This window comes from Pseudotenacibaculum sp. MALMAid0570 (genome assembly GCF_040151415.1).
Lineage (GTDB): Bacteria > Bacteroidota > Bacteroidia > Flavobacteriales > Flavobacteriaceae > Polaribacter.
Genome location: NZ_JBDKWF010000049.1, coordinates 188,193 through 210,951, shown reverse-complemented (window position 1 = coordinate 210,951; position 22,759 = coordinate 188,193). Strand labels below are relative to the sequence as shown.

Genomic DNA, 22,759 nt, shown 5'->3' with positions numbered 1-22,759 from the left:
TCTATGAAAATGAGAATATCTTTCTTAGTATGTCTTCTTGCGTTTAATTTAATTTCCAATGCTCAACAAACCACTAGAGAAATTTCTAGAGAATGGACTTCTTTTGTTCAGTCTATTGATATTAGTACAGAAAAACCATTAAAATTTAAGCTCAGTGCAGATGTAAAAGTTGATGTTAAGGAAGAAGCGGCTTGGGCAGGTTTATGGGCACGTACAGATACTAAAAATAATGAAACAGGTTTTTTTGATAATATGAGAAATAGGCCTATCAAAGAAAAAAAATGGAAAAGATATGTTATTGAAGGTACGTTAGACAACAATACTTCAAGTTTAAGTTTTGGAGGATTGGTACTTTATAATGGGAAATTTTATTTCGACAATTTTGAACTTTTGATAGAAAATGAAAATGGAAAAATGGTTCCGTATGATATCGCAAATTCTAAGTTTGAAAAGAAAATTTCTAAAAATAAAATTCCAGATTGGAATGAGGCGATAAAATCAAACAGAACGGTTAGGGTTAAAGAATATACTATTGAAACATTTTCAATAAGCAAAAACAATTCGGCTCTTTTAATAACAGGTTCTGGGATTAATGCTCCTGAACAAAGAGCAGCTACTATTGGAAAACCCGATAGTGAATCTCCACAAATAGAAGCAATGATTTCTATGTTAAACGATTTAAAAAGTAGGGTTGAAAATGCTGTAAAAAATTTAAAACCCGAACATGTTGATCATCTTCACGACGAAAAAGCTAATAGAATAGGAGCTCTTATTATGCATTTAGCAGCAGCAGAAGCTTATTATCAAGTTAGTACTTTCGAAAACAGACAATTCAATAAAGAAGAAAAAGAAAAATGGAGCATAGCTTTAAGTTTAGGAGATAAAGCTAGAATAACTCTTAAAGGGAAAAGTATAGATTATTACTTAAATATTTACAAGGAGGTGCGACAAAAAACCATAGAAGGCCTACGAAAAAGAGATGATAAATGGTTTACTTCTGTAAATGAAGGTAGCTGGGGTTCAAATCAGTATCAATGGTTTCATGTGATGGAACATCAGTCAAGTCATTTAGGTCAAATTTTATTTTTGAAAAAAAGACTTCCTCCAGTTAATGAAATAAAACAACAAGGAAAAATAAAAAATTAAGCTTTCACCTTAAGTGTCCATTCAAATTCAAAATTTGAAACGGGTATGTTTTCACTATTATAACCAATAGACTTCATTATAACAGTCTCCCCTTCTCCAGTAATAGAAGATTTTTCAATAGCTTCTTTTACCAAAGAACCATCGTTGCATTCAAAACGAATCTTTCCGGTTGCTTTTTTAGTAAACACACCTTTTTGTTGTAAAACCAGCATAGAAACTTTTCTCCCAGAATCTGATATTCCTTGCAACACTAAAGCTCCTGTTGTCATCTCTGCAGCCATCCCTTGAGCTGCCCAGAACATAGACTTAAAAGGATTTTGATTCATCCAACGGTGTTTAATATTTACAATACAAGAAGTTTCACTTATACTTTTTACACGTACCCCACCTAGCCAAGCTAACGGAAGTTTTAACATCATAAATGTGTTGATTTTCCTAGGGTTTATCTTCATTTCATTGGATTTAGAATTGGCAATTTACTAATAAAAATCTTAAGATTTATTTTTCTTTAAATGTTAAAATATGTTAAATTTTAGTACTATGTTTTGCATAATACTGTTTTTTAAACATATATTTGCATTGTCAAGTATTATATAAATCATTTCAAATGAAACAGAACAACGAAAATACCAATGCTTTTTTGATACACATTTCTGCTTTTGCAGGATTTGTTTTTCCATTTGGGAGCATCATTACTCCATTGATTGTTTGGCAAACTTTAAAAGATAGAAGTCAATTTTTAGATGAACAAGGAAAAGAAGCAGTGAACTTTAATATTAGTTATGCGCTCTATATGTTTATTGCAAGTATTATAGCTGTACCCTTCTTTTTACGTTCTTTCTTTAACAATGTTCGTCATGATTATGGAAGTAGCTGGCATTACGAATGGGACTTTGATTTAGGCTTTGGAAGTTTGTTTGGACTCATTGGATTTGGATCTTTAGTAGGAATTATTGGATTGATAAAAGTAGCACTCATCATTTTAGCCGCTATTAAAGCAAATAAAGGTGAAAATTACAGATATCCTTTAACTATAAAGTTTATAAAATAATAAAACCACAATAGAAGAACCGTTAAGTCTTATCACTTATCGGTATGTGATAATCTAAATTAAGAAATAACACATGAAAATAGAAAACACAAAAGCACAAATGCGCAAAGGAGTGCTAGAGTATTGCATACTCTCCATATTACAGCATGGAGATGCTTATACTTCTGAGATCCTTTCTACGCTAAAAAGTGCAGAAATGATTGTGGTAGAAGGAACCATATATCCATTATTAACACGTTTAAAAAATGCAGGCTTGTTATCATACAGATGGGAAGAATCTACATCAGGCCCACCAAGAAAATACTACGTATTAACCGAAAACGGAGGCATGTTTTTAAAAGAATTAGATAAAACATGGAGTAATTTAATCAACGCTGTAAATCAAGTAACAAGCAAAAAATCAACGAAAAATGAATAAGACTATTAATATAAATCTAGGAGGATACTTTTTCCACATCGATGAAAATGCCTATCAAAAATTAAGAAGGTATTTAGATGCGATCGCTAAATCACTAAGTGATGATCCACAAGGAAAAAACGAAATCATTTCTGATATCGAAACACGTATTAGTGAGTTACTTTCAGAAAAAATTACCGATGCTCGTCAAGTAGTAAATGAGCAAGACATCAGTGATGTTATTAAGATTATGGGAGAACCAGAAGATTATGCAGATACTGAAGAAGGATACACAGACAATAGTTATAAGTATTCTAAAAGACAAACTAGTTCTAAAAAGTTATTCAGAGACGGAGATGATAAATTCTTAGGTGGTGTTGCTGCCGGAATTGCTCACTATTTTGATGTTGATGTAATTTGGATTCGTTTGGCATTTATTATCCTACTTTTTAGTGGATTTAGTATTCTGCTATACATCATTTTATGGATATTACTACCAGAAGCAAAAACGACAGCTGAAAAATTGCAGATGGAAGGTGAGCCCGTAAATATTGATAACATTGAAAAAAAAATTCGTGAAGAGTTAGGTACCATGACCGAAAAAATTAAAGATGGAGCTAATGAAGTAACGAAAAAAGTAAATGAAGGTGTAAAAAAAAATGGAAAACGAGCTAAATCGGGTTTTCAAGACTTCTTGGATACGTTAGGTAATATTATCACTTCAGTATTCAAGGTAATAGGAAAATTCATTGGAGTGATTATTATAATAACTTCGGCTGCAGTACTTATTTCATTTATCCTTGCGATATTTTCTATAGGTAGCTTTGAAGTACTTGGGTTTGGAGACGATTTTTTAGATGTTCCTCCTTTCATGCATGATTCTGTACTACCTCATTGGTTACTTGCAATATGTGCGCTGATTTTAGCTGGATTCCCTTTCTTAATATTATTCATCCTAGGGTTGAGAATATTATCAAGTAATGTAAAGCAGTTTAGTAAAACAACTTCATTAACATTATTAGGTATATGGATTGTAGCTCTTTTATTGGTTGTTTTTTCAGGGATTGAATATGGAACATCCAATGCTTACAATGGAAATAAAAGCGAAACAAAAAATTTATACCTAGAAAATAAAGACACGTTGAATTTAAAAATGGTAAACGATGATGATCTATATTACAAATCTAGATTAAGAAGAAGTAGCCGAAGAGTTGAAGTATATGACGGAGATAAAAGAAAAACTTACTGTTCATACATAAAAGTAGATGTAGAAAAAAGCGACGTTGATGAAGTTTCTATAAAAGTGAGAAAAGTCTCAGAAGGAAGAAATAGAAATCTTGCCAACAAGAATGCTGAACAATTAGAATATAAATATGAACTAAATGACAACACATTAACATTAGACGCATATTTCTTATCAAATTCTAGACATTTACTCAAAGATGAAGCTATTTATGTTACCATCTATATTCCAGAAAATAGTGTCATTTATTTTGATGAATCAACACAAAACTTCTTACACGGAATCTATGATGTAGACGGCATGTATGACAGTGATATGGCAGAGCATTACTTTCTAATGACCAGCGAAGGTTTAGATTGTACAGATTGTGAAGTAGAAGAAGCTTTAAAAGATCTTGGGATAAAAAAAACTGATTCTTTGCAATAAATCATTTACAGCTCGTCGTAAAAATCAGACAATTGAGTAACCTAAATTAAAAAAAACGCGTCTATCTATAGACATTTGAATCACAAAACTAAAAACCATGAAAACAGTAAAAACAGGAATCATTCTTCTCTTCATCTCAGCATTTTTTGCTTCATGTGGAGTAGACATGTTCAACAGAATTGACGGAAATAGAAACGTAATTTCTGAAAAAAGAAAAATCAATGACGACTTTACAAGAGTTAAAGTAAGTAGCGGTATCGATTTGTATATCAAGCAAGGAAATAAAGTTTCCTTAACAGTAGAAGCCGATGAAAACTTGCATGATTACATCATCACAGAAGTACACGGAGATCAACTAAAAATTTATGTGGATGGCAATATCTGGAGAGCAAAAGCTCGTAAAGTATACCTTACCGTTACAACTTTAGAAGAATTAAAAGCCACAAGCGGAAGTGATGTATACTCTCAAAGCGTAATTAGAGCAAATGATTTAGAAGTAAGTACTAGTAGTGGGGCTGACATGAGAATAGAAGTAGACGCAGATAATGTAGTTAGTAGTTCTTCTAGCGGATCAGATTTAAGAATTAGTGGAAAATCCAACACTCATAGCACAAGTGCAACAAGTGGCAGTTCAATCTATGCATACAAATTAGAAAGCAAAGATGTTACTGCTAAAGTAAGTAGTGGTGCCGATATAGGTGTTTATGCATCAGAATCTATCAATGCAAGAGCTAGTAGTGGAGGAGATATTAGATACAAAGGAAATCCAGAAAAAGTAAATAAGAAAACTTCATCTGGAGGAGGAGTTTCATCAAGATATTAATCAACCCAACCAACAACTAACCAACTTTAATATGGATTTTTTCACGAAACTCTTTAAGGATAGTATTGCCATAAAAATACTTATCTCTATCATTACGTTTCTTTTTTCAATCATGTCTGAAGCTCAGGTGAATGAAATTCCAAAATACAAACCTGTTGACAAAGAATTACATGCAACAGTTGCCAAATTAGACAGTCTTTATTTTGACGCCTATAACAAGTGTGACATGAAGACTCAGGCAAACTTGTACTCTGAAAACCTTGAGTTCTTTCACGACAAAGGTGGATTGGCTACGTCAAAAAAAGATATTCTAAAATCTATTGAAGAAAATATCTGTGGAAAAGTAACAAGAACCTTAGTTAAAGGAAGTTTAGAAGTATACCCCATTCATAATTACGGAGCAATTTTAATGGGATATCATAAATTTCATAACAAGCTTGAACCGAATGCAAAATCAATTCCAAGCAAATTTATAGTAGTTTGGAAACAGAATAAAGATAATTGGAAAATTACAAAAGTAATTAGCCTTCATTAAAATATATAGGGTGCTTTCGCACCCTGAAAAAATTAGTAATCATTAGAATAGCTAACTCTAATTAACTTACTAATACTTGGTTTTATTAGTTTACTTGGTAAGAGTTCGTTTCGCAAGAAACGGCTCTTACTTTTTTACAGAGCTAAGTCCTTGTCTTTTTTGTACATTTGATTTTATGAAAAAGCTACTCATCCTCATCTCTTGTGTCCTCACAATTTCTTGTCAATCTCAAATACCTAAAGGTTTTTCATACCTCTCTGATATTGATTCAACGATTCAATCTGAATTGCGTTACATAACGCACAATAATTTTATTGGAAAACCTATAGATGGTTATGATAAGAATACTGTGATTATTACCACTCCTGCTGCCAAAGCATTGCACAAAGTACAATCGAAATTAGCAGATTTTGGATTGAGTTTAAAAGTTTTTGATGCTTATAGGCCTCAACGTGCTGTAGATCATTTTGTGCGTTGGGCAAAAGTTCTAAACGATACAGTAATGAAGCAAGAATACTATCCTGATGTTGCTAAGAAAGATCTTTTTAAACTAGATTACATTGCTTCAAAATCTGGGCATACTAGAGGAAGCACTGTAGATTTAACAATTGTTGATACCAAAACAGGAAAGGAATTAGACATGGGAAGTTCGTATGATTTTTTTGGCACAGCATCGCATCCTTTCTACACTAATCTTACAAAAAAACAAAGATCAAACAGATTATTGTTACGAAATTTAATGTTAGAAGCTGGCTTTAAACCTTATGCTAAAGAATGGTGGCATTTTACGTTAAAAGAAGAACCCTACCCAGAAACTTATTTTGATTTCCCTATCAAATAGAACATTTTACACTCTTACTTTCACAATTATTTAATAGATAAACTATTGAAATATTGTAAGTTTTAACAAATTTTCAACGACTTACTAGCACATCGGCACTATATTTGTAGAAGTATTATTGTTAATTTTTATTTTTTTGAAAAAACTTTTTTACATAATTTTCTTATTATTTCTAACAATCTCTTTTGACTCTTATGCTCAAGTTGATGACAAAAGTGGTACAGAAAAAAAAGGTAAAAAGAAAGCTATTCTTGCCATCCCTGCTAAGGAAGTTAAAAAGCCTAAAGTATTAAACAACGATGCTACAGATGGTTTTAAAAAAGCTTACGACAAGCAAAAAAAGCAAGAAACAAAAAAGCAAAAAGAGCAAGATCTTAAAAACAAAGGAATTTTAACCTCTGCCAAGATAGCTGAAGAGAGGTTTCTAAAATCTTGGAATAAAATTAATGCTCCGTATCCAGTCATAGATCAAGATTTGGGAAGTTTTAGAACACAATCTAAGTCTGTTAAAGTAGTGTGTAGAGATTTTCAATATCCTGATGGTGATCGAGTTACTATATTAATCAATGACATTCCAGTTATTAAAAACCTAACTTTAAAAAGAGCTTATCAAGGGTTTGATATTCCCCTAGAAGTTGGTCTAAATAAAATATCTTTTATCGCTTTAAATCAGGGATCATCTGGTCCGAATACTGCTGCATTTAAAGTTTATGATGAAAACGGAAAAGTTATTTCCGCCAATGAATGGAACTTAGCTACTGGCGCTAAGGCAGTTATCCTTATAGCTAAAGACAAATAAACTCTTACGAAAACGTTGTCTTTAATTTCCTAAACACTACTTTTTTTATTCTATTGAAAAGGTTTATTTTTGTATTTGCTATCCCAATATTTGGGTTGTATTTATAAGTGAAAAACAAACAACGGAAAGAATGAAAAAAATCACCAAGCAAACCTACCTTAACTGGTACAAGGACATGCTGTTTTGGAGAAAGTTTGAAGACAAATTAGCTTCTGTATATATACAACAAAAAGTAAGAGGATTCTTACATCTTTACAACGGACAAGAGGCTGTTTTAGCAGGTTCTCTTCATGCAATGGATCTTACTAAAGACAAAATGATTACTGCCTATAGAAATCATGTGCAACCTATTGGAATGGGTGAAGATCCAAAAAGAGTGATGGCAGAATTGTATGGTAAAGCCACTGGAACTTCAAAAGGAATGGGTGGTTCTATGCATATTTTTTCTAAAGAATATCGTTTCTATGGTGGTCATGGTATTGTTGGAGGTCAAATACCTTTAGGAGCTGGAATTGCTTTTGGTGATAAATACAAAGGAAATGATGCTGTAACATTAACATATTTTGGAGATGGAGCTGCTAGACAAGGTTCTTTACATGAAACCTTTAATATGGCTATGAATTGGAAACTTCCTGTAGTTTTTATCGTTGAAGATAACGGTTATGCTATGGGTACTTCTGTAGAGAGAACAGCAAATCATACAGACATTTGGAAATTAGGATTAGGATATGGAATGCCTTGTGGACCAGTTGATGGAATGAATCCTGTAAAAGTTGCTGAGGCTGTAGATGAAGCTATTCAAAGAGCTAGACGTGGTGAAGGTCCAACTTTTTTACAAGTTAAAACTTACCGTTATAGAGGTCATTCTATGAGTGATGCTCAACATTATAGAACAAAAGATGAAGTTGAAGAGTACAAGAAATTAGACCCAATTACTCAAGTTCTAAATATTATCAAAGAAAAGAAGTATGCTACCGATAAAGAAATCGAAGCAATGAACCAAGAAGTAAAAGACTTGGTAAAAGAATGTGAGAAATTTGCTGAAGAATCTCCTTATCCAGAGATTAGTCAATTGCATGACGTAGTATACGAACAAGAAGATTATCCTTTTATCAAATAAATTATGGCGATAGTAGTAAACATGCCTAGATTAAGCGACACCATGGAAGAAGGTGTTGTGGCAAAGTGGTTAAAACAAGTTGGAGATAAAGTGGAAGAAGGTGATATTCTTGCTGAAATTGAAACCGATAAAGCCACTATGGAGTTCGAATCTTTTAACGAAGGAACTCTTTTACATATTGGAGTACAAGAAGGTGAAACTTCACCCGTAGATTCTCTTTTAGCCATTATTGGTGATGAAGGAGAAGATATTTCAGCAATACTTAATGGCGCTGCTGCCGAAGTTGAAGAAAAGGCAGCTGAACCTTCAAAAGAAGAACCAACAACGCAAAGTTCAGAAGCTGTTGCTATTCCTGAAGGTGTACAAGTAGTAGCTATGCCTAGATTAAGTGACACCATGGAAGAAGGAACAGTTGCTTCATGGTTGAAAAAAGTAGGCGATAAAGTGGAAGAAGGTGATATTCTTGCTGAAATTGAAACTGACAAAGCTACTATGGAGTTTGAATCTTTCTATGAAGGAGTTTTATTACATGTAGGAATTGCTGAAGGTGAAAGTGCTCCTGTAGACAGCTTATTAGCCATTATTGGTCCCAAAGGCACCAATGTAACTGCTATTGTTGATGGTCATAAATCAGGTAACTTATCTTCTGGAGAAACTTCTAAAGAAGAAGTTCCAAAGAAAGAAACTGTTGAAACATCACCCCAAGTTATTGAAGAAAACAACGCTAGTGTTAGCAACGAAGGAACAGGAAGTTCTGGTGGAAGAATTTTTGTATCACCATTAGCGAAGAAAATTGCAAAAGACAAAGGCATTAACTTATCAGATATTAAAGGATCTGGTGATAATGGAAGAATCGTAAAAAAGGATGTTGAAAATTACACTCCAACGGCTGCTAAAATTGAAGCGCCAGCTGCTTCAGCAAGTGCAACAACTCCTGTAGCAGTAACCAATTTTGCTATCGCTGGTGAAGAAAGTACTAGCGAAGTGAAAAATTCTCAAATGCGTAAAGCAATTGCTAAATCGCTTGGAAATTCAAAATTCTCAGCTCCTCACTTCTATTTGAATATTGAAGTAGATATGGAAAATGCAATGGCTTCTCGCAAGATGATTAATGCAATTCCTGACACAAAAGTTTCATTTAATGATATGGTAGTGAAGGCTTGTGCAATGGCATTAAAAAAGCACCCTCAAGTAAATACTTCATGGTCTGATAATGCAACTTTATATCACAGCCATATTCACGTAGGTGTAGCTGTAGCTGTTGATGAAGGTTTAGTTGTACCGGTTGTAAAACATACTGATGCGTTAAGCTTAACTCAAATTGGAGCTACGGTTAAAGATTTGGCAGGAAAAGCGAGAAACAAAAAAATCTCTCCAGCAGAAATGCAAGGAAGTACATTTACAGTTTCTAACTTAGGTATGTTTGGTATTGAAAGCTTTACTTCTATCATTAATCAACCTAACTCTGCAATTTTATCTGTAGGGGCAATTGTTGAAAAACCAGTTGTAAAAGATGGACAAATAGTTGTAGGAAATACGATGAAAGTAACTCTTGCTTGTGATCACAGAACTGTAGATGGTGCTGTAGGAGCACAATTCTTACAAACTTTAAAAACCTATTTAGAAAACCCAGTGACCATGTTGGCATAAGTTTTCTTTAAATTTAGCATACAAAAAAGCCTCTAGAATTCTAGAGGCTTTTTTATATCTGTTTTGTATTTGTTAGCTACATTTTCTTACAAATCATTTGAATATTCATTTTCAATCCCATTGCAGAAGTACCCATATCAATATCCATATTCACTTTTGCTGGCATTCCTGAAGCCAAATCAATTTCTAACTTTCCTTTTAGTTTAGCATCTGCAACACCTTCCATAGTTCCAGAGATATCAGCAAAAAGAGTATTCGAGGTAATTTTTGCTACTTTATATACAGCTTTCATCTTTATTCCATTCATACTCTGATTAAAATCCCAAGTAGAACCTACTTTAAGCGCTTCTTTAGGGTAAACCATAGCAGTAATCTGATTTTGATTTAATAACTGATCAGCTTGTTTTAATTCAGGAACTGTTTTTTGACTTAAGATTTCGCCTGTTTTATCTAGTGTTTGATAGATAACCATATCCAATATAGGACCTATCTCTTCATGCATTTTCTTTTCTTCATCAGTAAGTTCAGAAGCTTTTTTACTGGTATCATAACTCATGGTTTCTCCTTGAGCTGAAATATCCATTTTCATTCTCTTGATTTGAGATTTGTTCTCAATTATACCTTCTTTAACACCAACGGTTTCAGTTGTCATAATTAAGCCAATATCCATATCCATAATTGGAGCCATATTTTGCTTCATCTTCATTTCAATAAGGAATTTATCTCCTTTCTTCAGTTTGTACTCTAACTTTACAGATTGAGCGGTAATTCCAAGAGTTACTAAGAATAATGCTAAGAATGTTACCTTTTTCATCGTTTTCATTTGTATTGTTTTAAAATTAATTTTTGGTAGTAGTTACTTTTGTTTCTACTGTTATTTTTGATCCTTGCACATCAGTAGCAATCAAAACATTCATTTTATTAGGATTCCCTGATGCAATATCTACTTCTAACATTCCTGTAATTTTAGATCCTGGTAATGCTGAGGCAGAACCTGTAATATCTGCAAATAAGGTTGTTTTAGTAATCTTAGATACTTTATAACTCATTTTTACGGTTCCAGCATTATTATCTGTAACTTCTGTATCCCAAGTAGATCCTACTTTTAGTGCTTTTTTAGGATATTCAGATTGTTGTCCAAAATTATCCATTCCAGGAACTGTTGGCTCTGTTTTAAAACTAACAAGCTTTCCTCTTCTATCCATCACTTGAGTAATAACTGCTGCCATCATCGGATCAAACTGTTGCTTCATCATTTTTTGATCACTATCATTCTCATCTACATTATCAGAATCGAAACTTACTGTAGACCCACCTTGTAAAACATCAACAACCATTCTTTTTATTTTAGCTTCACTTGTAATGTTTTCAGCAGATACATCTACAATTTTCATATTCATATTGGCAGTCATCTTCATACCACCCATAAGCCCTAAATTCTGATTCATTTCAACCTTTATAGAATATGAATCTCCTTTCTTATAATTTAACTTCAACGTAACCTCTTGTGAGAATGCTACAAATGAAGAAAATGCAAGAAGTAATAATACTATTTTTTTCATCATCGAAAATTTAATTTATCGGCTAAAGATAACCATATACATATAGTTATGATTGGTTTTTCTAAATAAAAATCTTGTTTTATTTTCTGAAACAACATGTATGGTTGTTATAAGAATAAAAAGATATTGGATTTGAGAAGACTTATTTTTTAGAATGCAAATTCTCTAGTAATACCCGTACAGTCCTTGCCTACTAACTGACACTTCAACTCTTTTCCTGTCTTTTAAACGAATTTTCTCTAGATGAATTTTTAATTGTTCTTCCAAGGGTTCGGTTTTATCTATATACTGGTTATTCCTAGAGTAAACAGTTTTAGACTGAATCTTATCTCCTTCTTTCTTAAAGGCTGCATAGTGCAACTCCCATTTAGGTTTTGAATATCTATATTTTGACGCTTTTACCTTATAGAAAAAAACCTCATAATCTTTCTCTTTAATTTTGACATCTCTTCTACCAACAAAAATTACAGAATCTTTTTCTTTCATTTTTACATTTTTCAAAATCCTAGATTCATATATTTTTTCTTTTGTTAGATATTGAGAAGGTAATGCATCCAATCTATTTGCTTTCTTTAATCGAGTAAAAAGCGCATATCTTCCTTCCATGTCTTCTAACAGCTCGTTTAAAATTTTGTTGGAAACCTTTTGCTTTGTTTTTATCAACTCTGTAACATAGGTAGCTTTTACATCAATATTATCTATTAAAGGAATTTTAGCTAATAAGTTATCTACAACATTATCTTTGGCATAAGGTGCGAGTAACTTAACGTATAATTCTAATAAATCGCTATTGCTATTGTTGTTATAAGAATTGCTATAGTTAGGAATTCCTTTAAGGTTGTTCTTCTTTTTATCTATAGTAGAACTTAACTGCTTTTTAAGCTCGATACGTGCTTCTGTAAGTATCTGATCTTTATACTTTTTATAGTTCTTTGGAGAAATCAATTCTTTTTCTAACAATCCTGCAAGTAAATAATAAACAGGTTCTTTATAATCATCTACTGTAGTATAAGTTAACAATTCAGGAAACAAATCTTTGGTTAAAGACAATGTATCTTTTAGGCTCTTGAACATGTTCCTTATTTCAATTTCTTTACTCGTAATAGGAATGTCTACTTTTAAAAGACTCATTAACTTTTTAAATGATTCTTCTTTTTTATCCTTTGCCAAGGATTTGAAAATAGCTATTTGACTATAAGGGTTATTAAAAGAACTCTTGTATAAATAATCTATAAATCGTTCAACTCTTTTGGATTTAAACTTTGTTAATTCTCCTATTAAATATCCCTTAATGAGTTGTTGATTTGAATTTAATGAATTGTCTTTTAAAAGATCGATAAGCAAGTCTATATGCTCTTCTTTAAATTTAATTCTTGAATAACTATTAATTGCAATACTATCTCCGTCTTTTAGCGCTTTCACAAATATTGCCACCTTACTTTTAAATAAATCTACGGGTTCCCTTTTTGGTTTTTCTGGTTGAAAGGTTTTAAAAAACTCTTGTACAAATTTGCTTTCATCATGCCTAACATCAATCAACGTTTTTAAAGTATAAATTCTTCCTTCTGAATATACCTTTTTTACTTTCACAGCTCTGCTGGAAAGAGTATCTCTTAATAAATAACTTATGGTTTCGTTACCAAAAGAATCTTTTCCTTTTTCCTTTTCGGTGACTTTAAATTTTCTTTTATTTAAGTACGAGGTTATATCATCTATAATAATACGATCTATATTATATCTTGAAAGGTTCTTTCTGGCAAACTTGTTAATTTGATCATTCCAAAGCGAATCTATATTCTCATAATATTCCCAATCATGAAGTTTGTTTAATTTTACTTCTATCATTTCATTGTCTCTTGTAGAAAAAGTAGAAGTTTTGATATAAGATTCATAATCTTTTCTATCCTTACTATTTCTAGTGTAACCATAAGAAGGCTTCACCCAAGTATTTACTGTAAAATGCAAACTTGTGTCTTTTCGTTTTTCAAGTTTGCTGTTATCATATTGAAATCCAGCAAGCTTGAATGAATCAAAATATTTTTCAGGTTGAGTAGAATCCTTACTAATTTTTCCAATCAAATAGTAGTATCGTCCATTAATGACTGTCTTTAGATGTGTATATTTTCCTTCTTTTGTTTTTTGACTTTTAGAAACATAAGCTCTTGATTTTCCTTCTCCAACAAACATCCCTGTATCAAAAGTTAATTTTGCATTCTTATAAAATCTATTATGGATTCTTTCTAGTTCAAAATCATCTTCTTCTATATAAGACATATCATTTAAAACCACTTCCTTGAGAAAGTAATAATTTCCTTGATTATCTATACTTTGTAGAAATCTATTTCCTTTTTGGTCAGAGTTATTGAATGTATGAAACCTAGGAACAGAAATTTCAAAACCTTTATGTTTAGGCTGTACTTTTACAAACTCACTTGTTACATTTAAAAACTTGATAGAATTAAAGAAAAGATTGCCATTCTTTAGCACATATTCTCTTTTTCCAGCCATTTTGAAAACAATTGTTTCTAAAGGTGTTATGAAAATTTGATATCTCTGATAATCTCCTATTTTGGTTTGATTAATTATATCTAATCCTTTGTATCCGTTTTTACTGATTTCCTTTTTGCTGATAATCTTGCCTGGAATATTTTCAAAAAGAATCTTATCTATATCGTCTAGTGATTTTATTTCTCCACCAAACTCAGACATAATATTTACTCTAGCAATTGTATAGTAAGCGCCATTTCTAATATTTGGACTTAAATAAATGGTAAACTCTTTAGCTCCTATTTCATATAGTTTACTAGGTGAGTTCACTGAGAAAAAACCATCACTACTCTCTCTTGGCTTGTAGATAATTTCAGCTTCTTTCTTCTCTATTTTTTCTTTTATTTCTTTTCCTTTTCCAGTTATTTCTGATGTTAATGGAGTTACTGTATAACCTCTATCTTTTAACTTTTGGATCATGCCTTTTTCACCTGCTAAATGTGCTGCCCCAACAGCCGAAAAAACACTTCCATGCTTTACTAATGAATCTATACTTTTCACCATATCTTCATTACGGATATAGAGCATATTTTCTAGATATTTCTTATTGTAAATAGCAGTATTTAATGAATCTAAGAATGAAATATTTCGTTCTCTATAGGAATCAGACATTAAACTAAAATAATCTTTCTCTTTCATCAACTTTTGTAGCCATAGATCTGGAGAATCTTTTCTGAATTCTCCTTTAGTTGCTTGTTCTACTAAGTTAGATGATCTTTCTATATCTTCAAGACCAACAACTTCTTTACCAAATTTACTTCCGCTTTGAAAAATAAACATGTCTAAATAGGTTTCTTCCTGAAAATCCTGCATCATTGGATTGGTTCTGTACAATATTCCATTCAACAAATAATGCTCATTAGAAAGGAAAAGAGACATTTCTCTAATCTTTGGTGGCGTGAATTTAAACTGAGAATTGTAAAAGTTTTTACTCACATTATTTAAGTTATATCCACCTAAAAAATCACCTGACTCAAATGAATGATCAAGCCATAATTCTGGATTCGATTCTAAAGCAACAATATCAGATTTTAATAGAGATTCAAAAAACACGTCATCTAAGTGAAAGGCAATCCGTTCACTTACATGCATGGTACCAAATAAATAAGAATCCTTTTCTAGTCCATTTCCAGAAATTTTCCATAACAGACTATTTTGAGTTTGAGAAAAACAAACAGCAGAAATGATGAAGCATAATAAAACAAGTGCTTTTTTCATATTAATTTTTTTTAGAGAACAGAATTAAAGATAGGAAAAAAAATACCTTGACCAAAATTAAAAAAGCCGCTAATCTCTTAAGGTTCGAGATAGCGGCTTCTTGACTTTTATAATTTTATCTTAGAAATCTTGATTTACATCCCAAGCTTCTAAAGTTTCTTTTAAAGTTTTAATAAACATTCCTCCTAAAGCTCCATTAACTACTCTATGGTCATAAGAATGAGATACAAACATTTTTTGACGTATTCCAATAAAATCTCCTTCTGAAGTTTCAATTACTGCGGGTACTTTTCTTATAGCTCCTAATGCCAAAATTGCTACTTGAGGTTGGTTTATAATAGGAGTTCCCATCACAGAACCAAAACTTCCTACGTTTGTTACTGTATAAGTACCTCCTTGAATTTCATCTGGCTTTAATTGATTTGCTCTCGCTCTATTGGCAAGGTCATTAACTTGCTTAGTCATTCCGACTAAATTCAATTGATCAGCATTTTTAATTACAGGAACAATTAAGTTTCCATCTGGTAATGCTGCTGCCATTCCTAAATTGATGTTCTTTTTCTTGATAATAGAGTCTCCTTGAACAGAGATATTAATTAAAGGGAATTTCTTTATAGTTGTTGCTACCGCTTGCATTAAAATTGGCGTAAACGTTAGCTTTTCTCCTTCTCTTTTAAAGAAAGCATCTTTTACTTTATTTCTCCACTTTACTATATTGGTTACATCGATTTCAATAAAAGATTGAACATGAGCAGAAGTCTGTACAGAATCTACCATGTGCTTAGCAACCAATTTACCCATACGACTCATTTCGATAATTTCATCCTCTCCATTTACAGAAACTGGGGCAGCTTTTACTGCTTCTTTAACTTCTTTCTTAACAGGAGTTGATGTAGTTTGAGCAAGAGCAGGCTTTGGAGCAGAACTTCTACTTTCAACATAAGAAAGGATATCGTTCTTAGTTACTCTTCCATCTTTTCCAGTTCCAGCAATACTTTCTAGTTCTTGCATAGAAACACCTTCTGTTTGAGCAATATTTCTAACTAACGGTGAAAAGAATTTTCCAGAATCAGATGTTTTGGCAATAGGTTGTGCAATAGCTTCTTTAGCAACTTCAACAGTCTTCTCAACTTCAGCAACTTCTTTTGGAGCTTCCTCTACTTTAGGTGCTGGTGCATTAGCTACTACTTCTCCACCATCTGTGTCAATAATAGCAATGGTTTGCCCTACTTCTACAACAGCATCTTTATCAAACAAAATTTCAACTAAAGTTCCTTCTACTTCACTGGGTACTTCTGAGTCTACTTTGTCTGTAGCAATTTCAACAATTGCTTCATCCATTTCAATAGTATCTCCAACTTCTTTTAACCAAGTTGTAATCGTTGCTTCTGCAACACTTTCTCCCATTTTAGGTAGCTTAACTTCGAATTTTGCCATTGTAGATTTTGTTTTGAGACTGCGAAAATACGAAAAATGAGTGATTATTCCTTAAATTTTATTATTGAATAATTCTTTTGAAAAGATTCGTTTTTTGAATAATTCATAAAAACTAGCTGTTAATCTGATTTTTATGTGAAAATAAGTCGATTTTAAAGGTTTTTGTTAAGAATTTCATAATCTAGGAAATCCAGTCTTTTGGAGATTTTAAAACTTCGATAAGCTTTTCTTCTTTGCTTCCTTTTTGAGGATGATGATTGTATTTCCACTGAACTGTTGGTGGCAAACTCATTAAAATACTTTCTATTCTACCATTGGTTTTTAATCCGAACAATGTACCTCGATCGTGAACCAAGTTAAATTCTACATAACGACCTCTTCTTACTTCTTGCCAATCTTTATGCTCTTGGGTATAGTCTAAACCTCTTCTTTTCTCAACAATAGGCACATAACTTTCTAAAAAACTATTACCTACTTCTGTTACAAAATTGTAACGATCTTGCATAGTAAAATTATCTGTTTCCTTTAAATAATCGAAAAATAAACCTCCTACACCACGTGCTTCATTTCTATGTGAGTTCCAAAAGTACTTATCACATGTTTCTTTAAATTTCGGATAAAATTCAGAATTGTGTTTGTCGCAAGCATTTTTACAGACAGTATGAAAGTGAATAGCATCTTCTTCAAACAAATAGTAAGGAGTTAAATCCTGACCTCCACCAAACCATTGAGTGACGATATTTCCTTCTGAATCATACATTTCAAAATAACGCCAATTTGCATGAACAGTAGGAATCATAGGATTCTTAGGATGTAAGACCAAGCTTAATCCGCAAGCAAAGAAATCGCCTTCTTCTACTCCAAATTGTTTTCTTAGTGGTTCTGGTAATTCTCCATGAACAGCCGAAATATTTACACCTCCTTTTTCGAAAACATTTCCATTTTCAATCACACGAGTTCTTCCTCCTCCACCTTCAGAACGTTTCCAAATGTCTTGTTGAAATGTTGCTTTTCTATCAATCTTTTCTAATGTTGAAGTGATTGTATCTTGTAATTCTAATATATATTGATAAAACTGATCTTTCATGAATTATTTTCTTGTTGAATTCTTTTAACGGTTATTTCGGTAGCTGCAGTTACAGAAAGCGGCAACACTAAAATTACTCCTAGAATAGGAAACAATAAAAATAACATAAAAACTATTCCGTTTCCTGTTGCTAAACCTCTATTTTTCTTTACAAAAGCAACACTGTTTTTATAATTGAAATGTCTTTCTAGTGTATAATCCATATTTCCAAATCCTGCAAAGTAAGCCTGCATTAAAAACAAGAGAACTGTAGAGAAAAGGCCAATGATTGGAATTAATCCTAATAATAAAATAGGGATGGTTAAAATCAATTCTCTAAATAAATTTCTAATACTTATTCTGATTCCTCTAAAAAGCAATTGCACAGATGTAGAATTTGTTGCTTTTACTTCATGACCTAACAAGTGCTCTTCAATCTTTTTAGAAATAGGCCCCATAAAAGGAGCTGATAAAGCTAAAACAATATGCTTGAAAATAATAAAACCTAAGATAATGATGAGTAATCCTCCAAATACTGTACTTATAGTTGTAAAGGTCTCTTTACCAAATTCCCATTGCCAAAAGCTTGATATGTAATTACCAATATTATCAGAAAAACCATAGGATAATCCACCAATAACAAGTGCTGTTAGTAAGCTAATAATCATAGGTACAGCAAAATACTTCCAGAGCTTTAACGTTGATATTAACTGAAAAGCTCCGAAATAGGCTTTGATTCCTTTACTAATTCCTTGTATCATTTATACCATATCTTTTTTGCAATATGATGCTTTTTCAAAATCTCGAATGTTTATTGATATAATAGGAACATCAGGAAACATTTCTTTTAGTCTCTTAACAATTCTCTTAGATAAATCTGCTTTTTGCTCATCTGTTCTTCCTTGCATAATATTTCCGAACACGTGAATAAAATCTGCATCACCCTCTAATACTAATGAATGTTTTAGCGGATAAGGATTTAACCTAACCTTGATATCACTTTTTACAAAAAGTCCTGTTGAAAAAGCTGTATCTAAAACTTCTTGCATTATTAATTTAGGTTCTTTTTGTTCTAAAATAGGTTCTGTACAATCTAAAATAAAATGAGGCATATTATTCAATTATCAATTTGTAAATTATCAATGGCTTAATTTAGGTGATTTATTATTTTAACACACCTATGCATAACGTTCATATAATTCCATGTCCATTGGCTTACCATTTGTAGGTGTATAAGCTTCTGGCAAAGTTTTTATCCAGTTAAAGTTACATTTTTTAGCCACTCCAACACTAGGTAAATTTGTTTTGTGTACAATGATTTGCAATGTTTTTAATCCTAAAACAGAAAAAGCATGTTCAGTTAATGCAGTGATAATTTTGGAAGTAATTCCTTTTCGTTCAAATTCATAATCAATACAATAAGCAAACTCTCCTCGCTTGATATTCCAATCTAGTTCTTTGATATATACCAACCCTATTACTTTTCTTTCTCTTTGGATTTTAATAGTAAATAAAAACTCTTGCTTGGTATCAAATTCTTTGCTTTTTGTGACAGCAAAACTCTTGGCTAAATCGGGAGTAAGATTTGCGGCTAAAGTTTTTGGAAAAAAAAGCAACAAACGATCTTCATTCGCTACTACAAAATCACAAACACTCCAATAATCTTTTTCTTCAATTTTAGCAACCTGAATTGTTTGATTGTCTTTTGTGACAATGCTAAGAAATGAATTAGAATTTGATGAATTTTCTTGGGTTTTCATTTAATCTTCAAGGTAAACTAAATAATCTGTTTGACGAATATCTGAAATTTCTTTCACCTTCACCGAATGTTCTAATTGAGCCATCATATAATTGATGATATCTTTTTCTTTTTTTTTCATCAATTCTACAAAGTATTCTCTTCCCTTTTGATTGTTATGAAGGTCCATTACCTTGGGCATTTCTTCATTCGGAGAAAACTCTTCATGCCAATCGGTAATTTGTTTTGTCCATTCTAACACATCATTTATATCTTTTGAAAATCGAGCACATTTTTGTGCAATCAAAATATTCCATAAAGCATGACGGAAAGCATTGGCTTTATTATGGCCTCCATGAATATTTGGAAACTTTTTTTGAGAAATTCTATAGGTTTTAAAAGTTGCAAACATTGTAGAAGTCATATACAGAGGGTGTTTTAAAAACCAGCTAAACAAACTACTAATTTGTCTAAAGTTTAATCCTCTAATGACTTTCCAAAAAGACATTTATGCTTTGTATTCTTTTACTGCATCAATAAATGCTTTTGCATTTTCTACAGGAATATTAGGTAAGATTCCATGTCCTAAATTTACAATGTACCTGTCTTTACCAAACTCATTAATCATTTGATGTACCATCTTTTTAATCTCAGCTGGCGGCGATAACAATCGAGATGGGTCAAAGTTTCCTTGTAATGTAATTTGACCTCCAGAAAGATAACGTGCATTTCTAGCAGTACATGTCCAATCTACACCTAAAGCAGAAGCCCCTGATTTAGCCATTTCATGCAATGCAAACCAACACCCTTTTCCAAAAGCAATTACTGGAGCATCATCTTTTAATGCATCGATAATCTGTTGAATATATTGCCATGAGAACTCTTGATAGTCTGTTGGAGAAAGCATTCCTCCCCAAGAATCAAAAACCTGAACAGCATTTACACCTGCAGCAACTTTTGCCTTTAAATATGCAATTGTTGTATCTGTAATTTTTTGTAACAACTGGTGCGCTGCAACTGGATTGGTAAAACAAAAACCTTTTGCTTTATCAAAATTTTTAGATCCTTGTCCTTGTACTACATAGCATAAAATAGTCCAAGGTGATCCAGCAAAACCAATTAATGGAACCTCGTCGTTTAATTTTTCTTTTGTGGCCTTAATCGCATCCATTACGTACCCTAATTCTTCATGAACATCAGGAATGGTTACATTATCCACACCTTTTTGATCTCTAACTGGATTGGGCAAATACGGTCCGAAATTTGGCTTCATTTCTACTTCGATATTCATCGCTTGAGGAATTACCAATATATCTGAAAACAAGATTGCGGCATCCATTCCATATCTGCGAATAGGCTGTACTGTAATTTCAGAGGCTAATTCTGGAGTTCTACAACGTGTAAAGAAATCATACTTCTTGCGGATTTCCATAAATTCTGGCAAGTAACGACCTGCTTGACGCATCATCCACACAGGTGGTCTGTCTACTGTTTCTCCTTTTAAGGCTCTTAAAAATAAATCGTTTTTAATCATAATTTACATTTTTGAAACAGCTAACATGGCTGCGTCTGTTGCTTTTTTAATAATTTCTATATCCTCTTTAGTAATTGCTGAACTTAAAAACCAAGCTTCAAATTGTGAAGGTGGTAAAAAGACTCCATTTTTAATCATTTCCCAGAAAAAGACAGCAAATTTTTTGGTATTAGATGTTTGCGCATCTTCAAAGTTTGTCACTTTAGTTGATGTAAAAAAAGGATTCAACATAGAGCCAAATCTATTGACTGTAATTTCTATTCCATATTTCTCAGCTGCTTTGAGTAATATATCCTCTATTTGTTTTCCTACTTCTTCAAATTGATCGTAAGGATTTTGTTTTTTCAACTCTCTTAAGGTAGAAATTCCTCCTGCCATTGCAATTGGATTACCACTTAGTGTTCCTGCTTGATACATTCCTCCTAATGGCGCTACCATTTCCATAATCTCATTTCTAGCTCCGTAAGCTCCTACTGGAAAACCTCCACCAATTACTTTTCCTAAACAAGTGATATCAGCTTCTACTCCTAATACTTCTTGAGCTCCACCAAATTTAGAACGGAATCCTGTCATTACTTCATCTGCAATTAATAAGGCTTCTTTGGAATGTAAAAACTCTTTTAATTCTTGTAAAAAGTTGTCTTGCGGGATTACAACTCCCATATTTCCTCCAACTGGTTCAATAATTACACCTGCAATATCATCATGCTCTTCAAAGTGTTTCTTTACACTATCTAAATCATTATAGTTAGCTATTAATGTATTTTTAACGGCTCCTTCTGGCACTCCTTTGCTTCCTGGTAGGCTTAAGGTTGCTAAACCAGATCCTGCAGCAACTAGTAATGCATCTTGATGTCCGTGATAACAACCAGAAAACTTAATAATCTTGTCTTTTCCCGTAAAAGCACGAGCTAAACGAATTCCACTCAATACCGCTTCAGTTCCAGAGTTCACAAATCGGACTTTATCCATTCCTGGAAATGCATCACAAACAATTTTTGCGAGCTTGATCTCATTTTCTGTTGAGGCTCCAAATGAATAGCCATTTTTCAAAGCTTTATTGACAGCTTTTTGAACTTTATTGTGACGATGACCTAGGATCATAGGTCCATAAGACAATACTAAATCCACATACTTGTTCCCATCAACATCAGTAATTTGAGAACCTCTTCCTCTTTTAATAAATAAAGGATTTCCTCCTACAGATGCAAATGCTCTTACAGGAGAATTTACAGCTCCTACTAAGTTCTCTAATCCTTTTTTGTATAATTTTTGAGATTTTTTAAACTCCATATTATTTTCTTCTAATTGTATATGAATTAAAAGATCTTACAGATCTCATTTGTTGTTGCCAGAATAGAATTGGTATGATAGCGCTTACTGTTCCTATGGCTCCAAAATAATTCCATAAAAACACTGTAGTTACAATCCCTAATACTAATCCAATAATGATAATTACTTTATTAATTTCAGCTTTTACATCATTAACATGGATTTTTGCAATCTTTCCACATTTCTGACAGTTTATTGTAAATTCATCTCCTTTTTCCATTTGAAGCTCAGGTCTAGTAGAAACATCAGACTTAATTTTCATAGTTTCTTTACACGATTTACAAACTGCGTATA

23 protein-coding genes are annotated in these 22,759 nt (G+C 32.3%); 10 read left to right on the top strand and 13 right to left on the bottom strand.

What is annotated here, in order from left to right; translation table 11 throughout:
* The first annotated feature begins 9 nt into the window (after positions 1 to 9).
* Positions 10 to 1,146: a mycothiol transferase gene (locus tag AAON49_RS11275; RefSeq protein ID WP_349554667.1), complete on the top strand. Its 1,137-nt coding sequence runs from the start codon at positions 10 to 12 to the stop codon at positions 1,144 to 1,146.
* Here the strand turns inward: AAON49_RS11275 and AAON49_RS11270 are convergent.
* The gene (locus tag AAON49_RS11270; protein WP_349554666.1) at positions 1,143 to 1,598 is read right to left on the bottom strand and encodes a DUF4442 domain-containing protein; all 456 of its coding nucleotides are present in this window, start codon (positions 1,596 to 1,598) and stop codon (positions 1,143 to 1,145) included. The genes AAON49_RS11275 and AAON49_RS11270 overlap by 4 nt on opposite strands.
* Positions 1,599 to 1,753: 155 nt before the next feature.
* Here AAON49_RS11270 and AAON49_RS11265 point away from each other — a divergent pair, with 155 nt between their 5' ends.
* From AAON49_RS11265 to AAON49_RS11225, 9 genes are all read left to right on the top strand, one after another.
* Positions 1,754 to 2,197: a DUF4870 domain-containing protein gene (locus tag AAON49_RS11265; RefSeq protein WP_349554665.1), complete on the top strand. Its 444-nt coding sequence runs from the start codon at positions 1,754 to 1,756 to the stop codon at positions 2,195 to 2,197.
* Between the two features lie 73 nt (positions 2,198 to 2,270).
* Complete coding sequence (locus tag AAON49_RS11260; RefSeq protein ID WP_349554664.1) at positions 2,271 to 2,615, top strand: PadR family transcriptional regulator; 345 nt, start codon at positions 2,271 to 2,273, stop codon at positions 2,613 to 2,615.
* Entirely contained in the window at positions 2,608 to 4,263 is a 1,656-nt protein-coding gene (locus tag AAON49_RS11255) for a PspC domain-containing protein (protein WP_349554663.1), read from the top strand. Before AAON49_RS11260 ends, AAON49_RS11255 begins: the two co-directional genes overlap by 8 nt.
* A gap of 97 nt (positions 4,264 to 4,360) precedes the next feature.
* Positions 4,361 to 5,086, top strand: a complete 726-nt coding sequence (locus AAON49_RS11250; protein WP_349554662.1) for a head GIN domain-containing protein — start codon at positions 4,361 to 4,363, stop codon at positions 5,084 to 5,086.
* A 31-nt stretch (positions 5,087 to 5,117) separates the two neighbouring features.
* On the top strand, positions 5,118 to 5,621 hold the full coding sequence (locus tag AAON49_RS11245; RefSeq protein WP_349554661.1) for a nuclear transport factor 2 family protein: 504 nt from the start codon (positions 5,118 to 5,120) through the stop codon (positions 5,619 to 5,621).
* 175 nt (positions 5,622 to 5,796) lie between these two features.
* Positions 5,797 to 6,462, top strand: a complete 666-nt coding sequence (locus tag AAON49_RS11240) for a M15 family metallopeptidase (RefSeq protein ID WP_349554660.1) — start codon at positions 5,797 to 5,799, stop codon at positions 6,460 to 6,462.
* A gap of 136 nt (positions 6,463 to 6,598) precedes the next feature.
* Entirely contained in the window at positions 6,599 to 7,261 is a 663-nt protein-coding gene (locus AAON49_RS11235; protein WP_349554659.1) for a hypothetical protein, read from the top strand.
* 130 nt (positions 7,262 to 7,391) lie between these two features.
* Positions 7,392 to 8,381, top strand: coding sequence for a pyruvate dehydrogenase (acetyl-transferring) E1 component subunit alpha (gene pdhA / locus AAON49_RS11230; protein WP_349554658.1), 990 nt, complete (start codon positions 7,392 to 7,394; stop codon positions 8,379 to 8,381).
* Positions 8,382 to 8,384: 3 nt separating this feature from the next.
* On the top strand, positions 8,385 to 10,031 hold the full coding sequence (locus tag AAON49_RS11225) for a pyruvate dehydrogenase complex dihydrolipoamide acetyltransferase (protein ID WP_349554656.1): 1,647 nt from the start codon (positions 8,385 to 8,387) through the stop codon (positions 10,029 to 10,031).
* 76 nt (positions 10,032 to 10,107) lie between these two features.
* Here the strand turns inward: AAON49_RS11225 and AAON49_RS11220 are convergent, their stop codons facing one another.
* The 12 genes from AAON49_RS11220 to AAON49_RS11165 all read right to left on the bottom strand — a co-directional run bounded on the left by AAON49_RS11220 (position 10,108) and on the right by AAON49_RS11165 (position 22,727).
* Positions 10,108 to 10,845 carry a hypothetical protein gene (locus AAON49_RS11220; RefSeq protein ID WP_349554655.1) on the bottom strand — a complete coding sequence of 246 codons (738 nt, stop codon included), beginning with the start codon at positions 10,843 to 10,845 and terminating at the stop codon, positions 10,108 to 10,110.
* Positions 10,846 to 10,870: 25 nt separating this feature from the next.
* Positions 10,871 to 11,593, bottom strand: a complete 723-nt coding sequence (locus AAON49_RS11215; protein ID WP_349554654.1) for a hypothetical protein — start codon at positions 11,591 to 11,593, stop codon at positions 10,871 to 10,873.
* 165 nt (positions 11,594 to 11,758) lie between these two features.
* On the bottom strand, positions 11,759 to 15,358 hold the full coding sequence (locus tag AAON49_RS11210) for a TraB/GumN family protein (protein WP_349554652.1): 3,600 nt from the start codon (positions 15,356 to 15,358) through the stop codon (positions 11,759 to 11,761).
* A 120-nt stretch (positions 15,359 to 15,478) separates the two neighbouring features.
* Positions 15,479 to 16,795 (bottom strand): dihydrolipoamide acetyltransferase family protein, encoded by a 1,317-nt coding sequence (locus AAON49_RS11205; protein WP_349554650.1) that lies wholly within the window; start codon positions 16,793 to 16,795, stop codon positions 15,479 to 15,481.
* Positions 16,796 to 16,976: 181 nt separating this feature from the next.
* Positions 16,977 to 17,882, bottom strand: a complete 906-nt coding sequence (gene hemF, locus AAON49_RS11200) for an oxygen-dependent coproporphyrinogen oxidase (protein WP_349554649.1) — start codon at positions 17,880 to 17,882, stop codon at positions 16,977 to 16,979.
* Positions 17,879 to 18,622, bottom strand: a complete 744-nt coding sequence (locus tag AAON49_RS11195; protein ID WP_349554648.1) for an EI24 domain-containing protein — start codon at positions 18,620 to 18,622, stop codon at positions 17,879 to 17,881. Before AAON49_RS11195 ends, hemF begins: the two co-directional genes overlap by 4 nt.
* Entirely contained in the window at positions 18,623 to 18,973 is a 351-nt protein-coding gene (locus AAON49_RS11190; protein ID WP_349554647.1) for a 5-carboxymethyl-2-hydroxymuconate Delta-isomerase, read from the bottom strand.
* A gap of 66 nt (positions 18,974 to 19,039) precedes the next feature.
* On the bottom strand, positions 19,040 to 19,621 hold the full coding sequence (locus AAON49_RS11185) for a GNAT family N-acetyltransferase (protein WP_349554645.1): 582 nt from the start codon (positions 19,619 to 19,621) through the stop codon (positions 19,040 to 19,042).
* A complete protein-coding gene (locus AAON49_RS11180; protein WP_349554644.1) occupies positions 19,622 to 20,107 on the bottom strand; it encodes a DUF6973 domain-containing protein in 486 nt (161 codons plus the stop codon). It abuts the gene before it with no gap.
* Complete coding sequence (hemE, locus tag AAON49_RS11175; RefSeq protein WP_349554642.1) at positions 20,108 to 21,133, bottom strand: uroporphyrinogen decarboxylase; 1,026 nt, start codon at positions 21,131 to 21,133, stop codon at positions 20,108 to 20,110.
* Between the two features lie 3 nt (positions 21,134 to 21,136).
* Positions 21,137 to 22,426, bottom strand: a complete 1,290-nt coding sequence (gene hemL, locus AAON49_RS11170) for a glutamate-1-semialdehyde 2,1-aminomutase (protein ID WP_349554640.1) — start codon at positions 22,424 to 22,426, stop codon at positions 21,137 to 21,139.
* A 1-nt stretch (position 22,427) separates the two neighbouring features.
* Positions 22,428 to 22,727 (bottom strand): hypothetical protein, encoded by a 300-nt coding sequence (locus AAON49_RS11165; protein WP_349554639.1) that lies wholly within the window; start codon positions 22,725 to 22,727, stop codon positions 22,428 to 22,430.
* Positions 22,728 to 22,759 lie beyond the last annotated feature (32 nt).

Excerpts from the sequence above, each read along its gene's own strand:
- AAON49_RS11275 (WP_349554667.1), top strand. The coding sequence starts at position 10 with ATGAGAATATCTTTCTTAGTATGTCTTCTTGCGTTTAATTTAATTTCC.
- AAON49_RS11270 (WP_349554666.1), bottom strand. The coding sequence starts at position 1,598 with ATGAAGATAAACCCTAGGAAAATCAACACATTTATGATGTTAAAACTT.
- AAON49_RS11265 (WP_349554665.1), top strand. The coding sequence starts at position 1,754 with ATGAAACAGAACAACGAAAATACCAATGCTTTTTTGATACACATTTCT.
- AAON49_RS11260 (WP_349554664.1), top strand. The coding sequence starts at position 2,271 with ATGAAAATAGAAAACACAAAAGCACAAATGCGCAAAGGAGTGCTAGAG.
- AAON49_RS11255 (WP_349554663.1), top strand. The coding sequence starts at position 2,608 with ATGAATAAGACTATTAATATAAATCTAGGAGGATACTTTTTCCACATC.
- AAON49_RS11250 (WP_349554662.1), top strand. The coding sequence starts at position 4,361 with ATGAAAACAGTAAAAACAGGAATCATTCTTCTCTTCATCTCAGCATTT.
- AAON49_RS11245 (WP_349554661.1), top strand. The coding sequence starts at position 5,118 with ATGGATTTTTTCACGAAACTCTTTAAGGATAGTATTGCCATAAAAATA.
- AAON49_RS11240 (WP_349554660.1), top strand. The coding sequence starts at position 5,797 with ATGAAAAAGCTACTCATCCTCATCTCTTGTGTCCTCACAATTTCTTGT.
- pdhA (WP_349554658.1), top strand. The coding sequence starts at position 7,392 with ATGAAAAAAATCACCAAGCAAACCTACCTTAACTGGTACAAGGACATG.
- AAON49_RS11225 (WP_349554656.1), top strand. The coding sequence starts at position 8,385 with ATGGCGATAGTAGTAAACATGCCTAGATTAAGCGACACCATGGAAGAA.
- AAON49_RS11220 (WP_349554655.1), bottom strand. The coding sequence starts at position 10,845 with ATGAAAAAGGTAACATTCTTAGCATTATTCTTAGTAACTCTTGGAATT.
- AAON49_RS11215 (WP_349554654.1), bottom strand. The coding sequence starts at position 11,593 with ATGAAAAAAATAGTATTATTACTTCTTGCATTTTCTTCATTTGTAGCA.
- AAON49_RS11210 (WP_349554652.1), bottom strand. The coding sequence starts at position 15,358 with ATGAAAAAAGCACTTGTTTTATTATGCTTCATCATTTCTGCTGTTTGT.
- AAON49_RS11205 (WP_349554650.1), bottom strand. The coding sequence starts at position 16,795 with ATGGCAAAATTCGAAGTTAAGCTACCTAAAATGGGAGAAAGTGTTGCA.
- hemF (WP_349554649.1), bottom strand. The coding sequence starts at position 17,882 with ATGAAAGATCAGTTTTATCAATATATATTAGAATTACAAGATACAATC.
- AAON49_RS11195 (WP_349554648.1), bottom strand. The coding sequence starts at position 18,622 with ATGATACAAGGAATTAGTAAAGGAATCAAAGCCTATTTCGGAGCTTTT.
- AAON49_RS11190 (WP_349554647.1), bottom strand. The coding sequence starts at position 18,973 with ATGCCTCATTTTATTTTAGATTGTACAGAACCTATTTTAGAACAAAAA.
- AAON49_RS11185 (WP_349554645.1), bottom strand. The coding sequence starts at position 19,621 with ATGAAAACCCAAGAAAATTCATCAAATTCTAATTCATTTCTTAGCATT.
- AAON49_RS11180 (WP_349554644.1), bottom strand. The coding sequence starts at position 20,107 with ATGTCTTTTTGGAAAGTCATTAGAGGATTAAACTTTAGACAAATTAGT.
- hemE (WP_349554642.1), bottom strand. The coding sequence starts at position 21,133 with ATGATTAAAAACGATTTATTTTTAAGAGCCTTAAAAGGAGAAACAGTA.
- hemL (WP_349554640.1), bottom strand. The coding sequence starts at position 22,426 with ATGGAGTTTAAAAAATCTCAAAAATTATACAAAAAAGGATTAGAGAAC.
- AAON49_RS11165 (WP_349554639.1), bottom strand. The coding sequence starts at position 22,727 with ATGAAAATTAAGTCTGATGTTTCTACTAGACCTGAGCTTCAAATGGAA.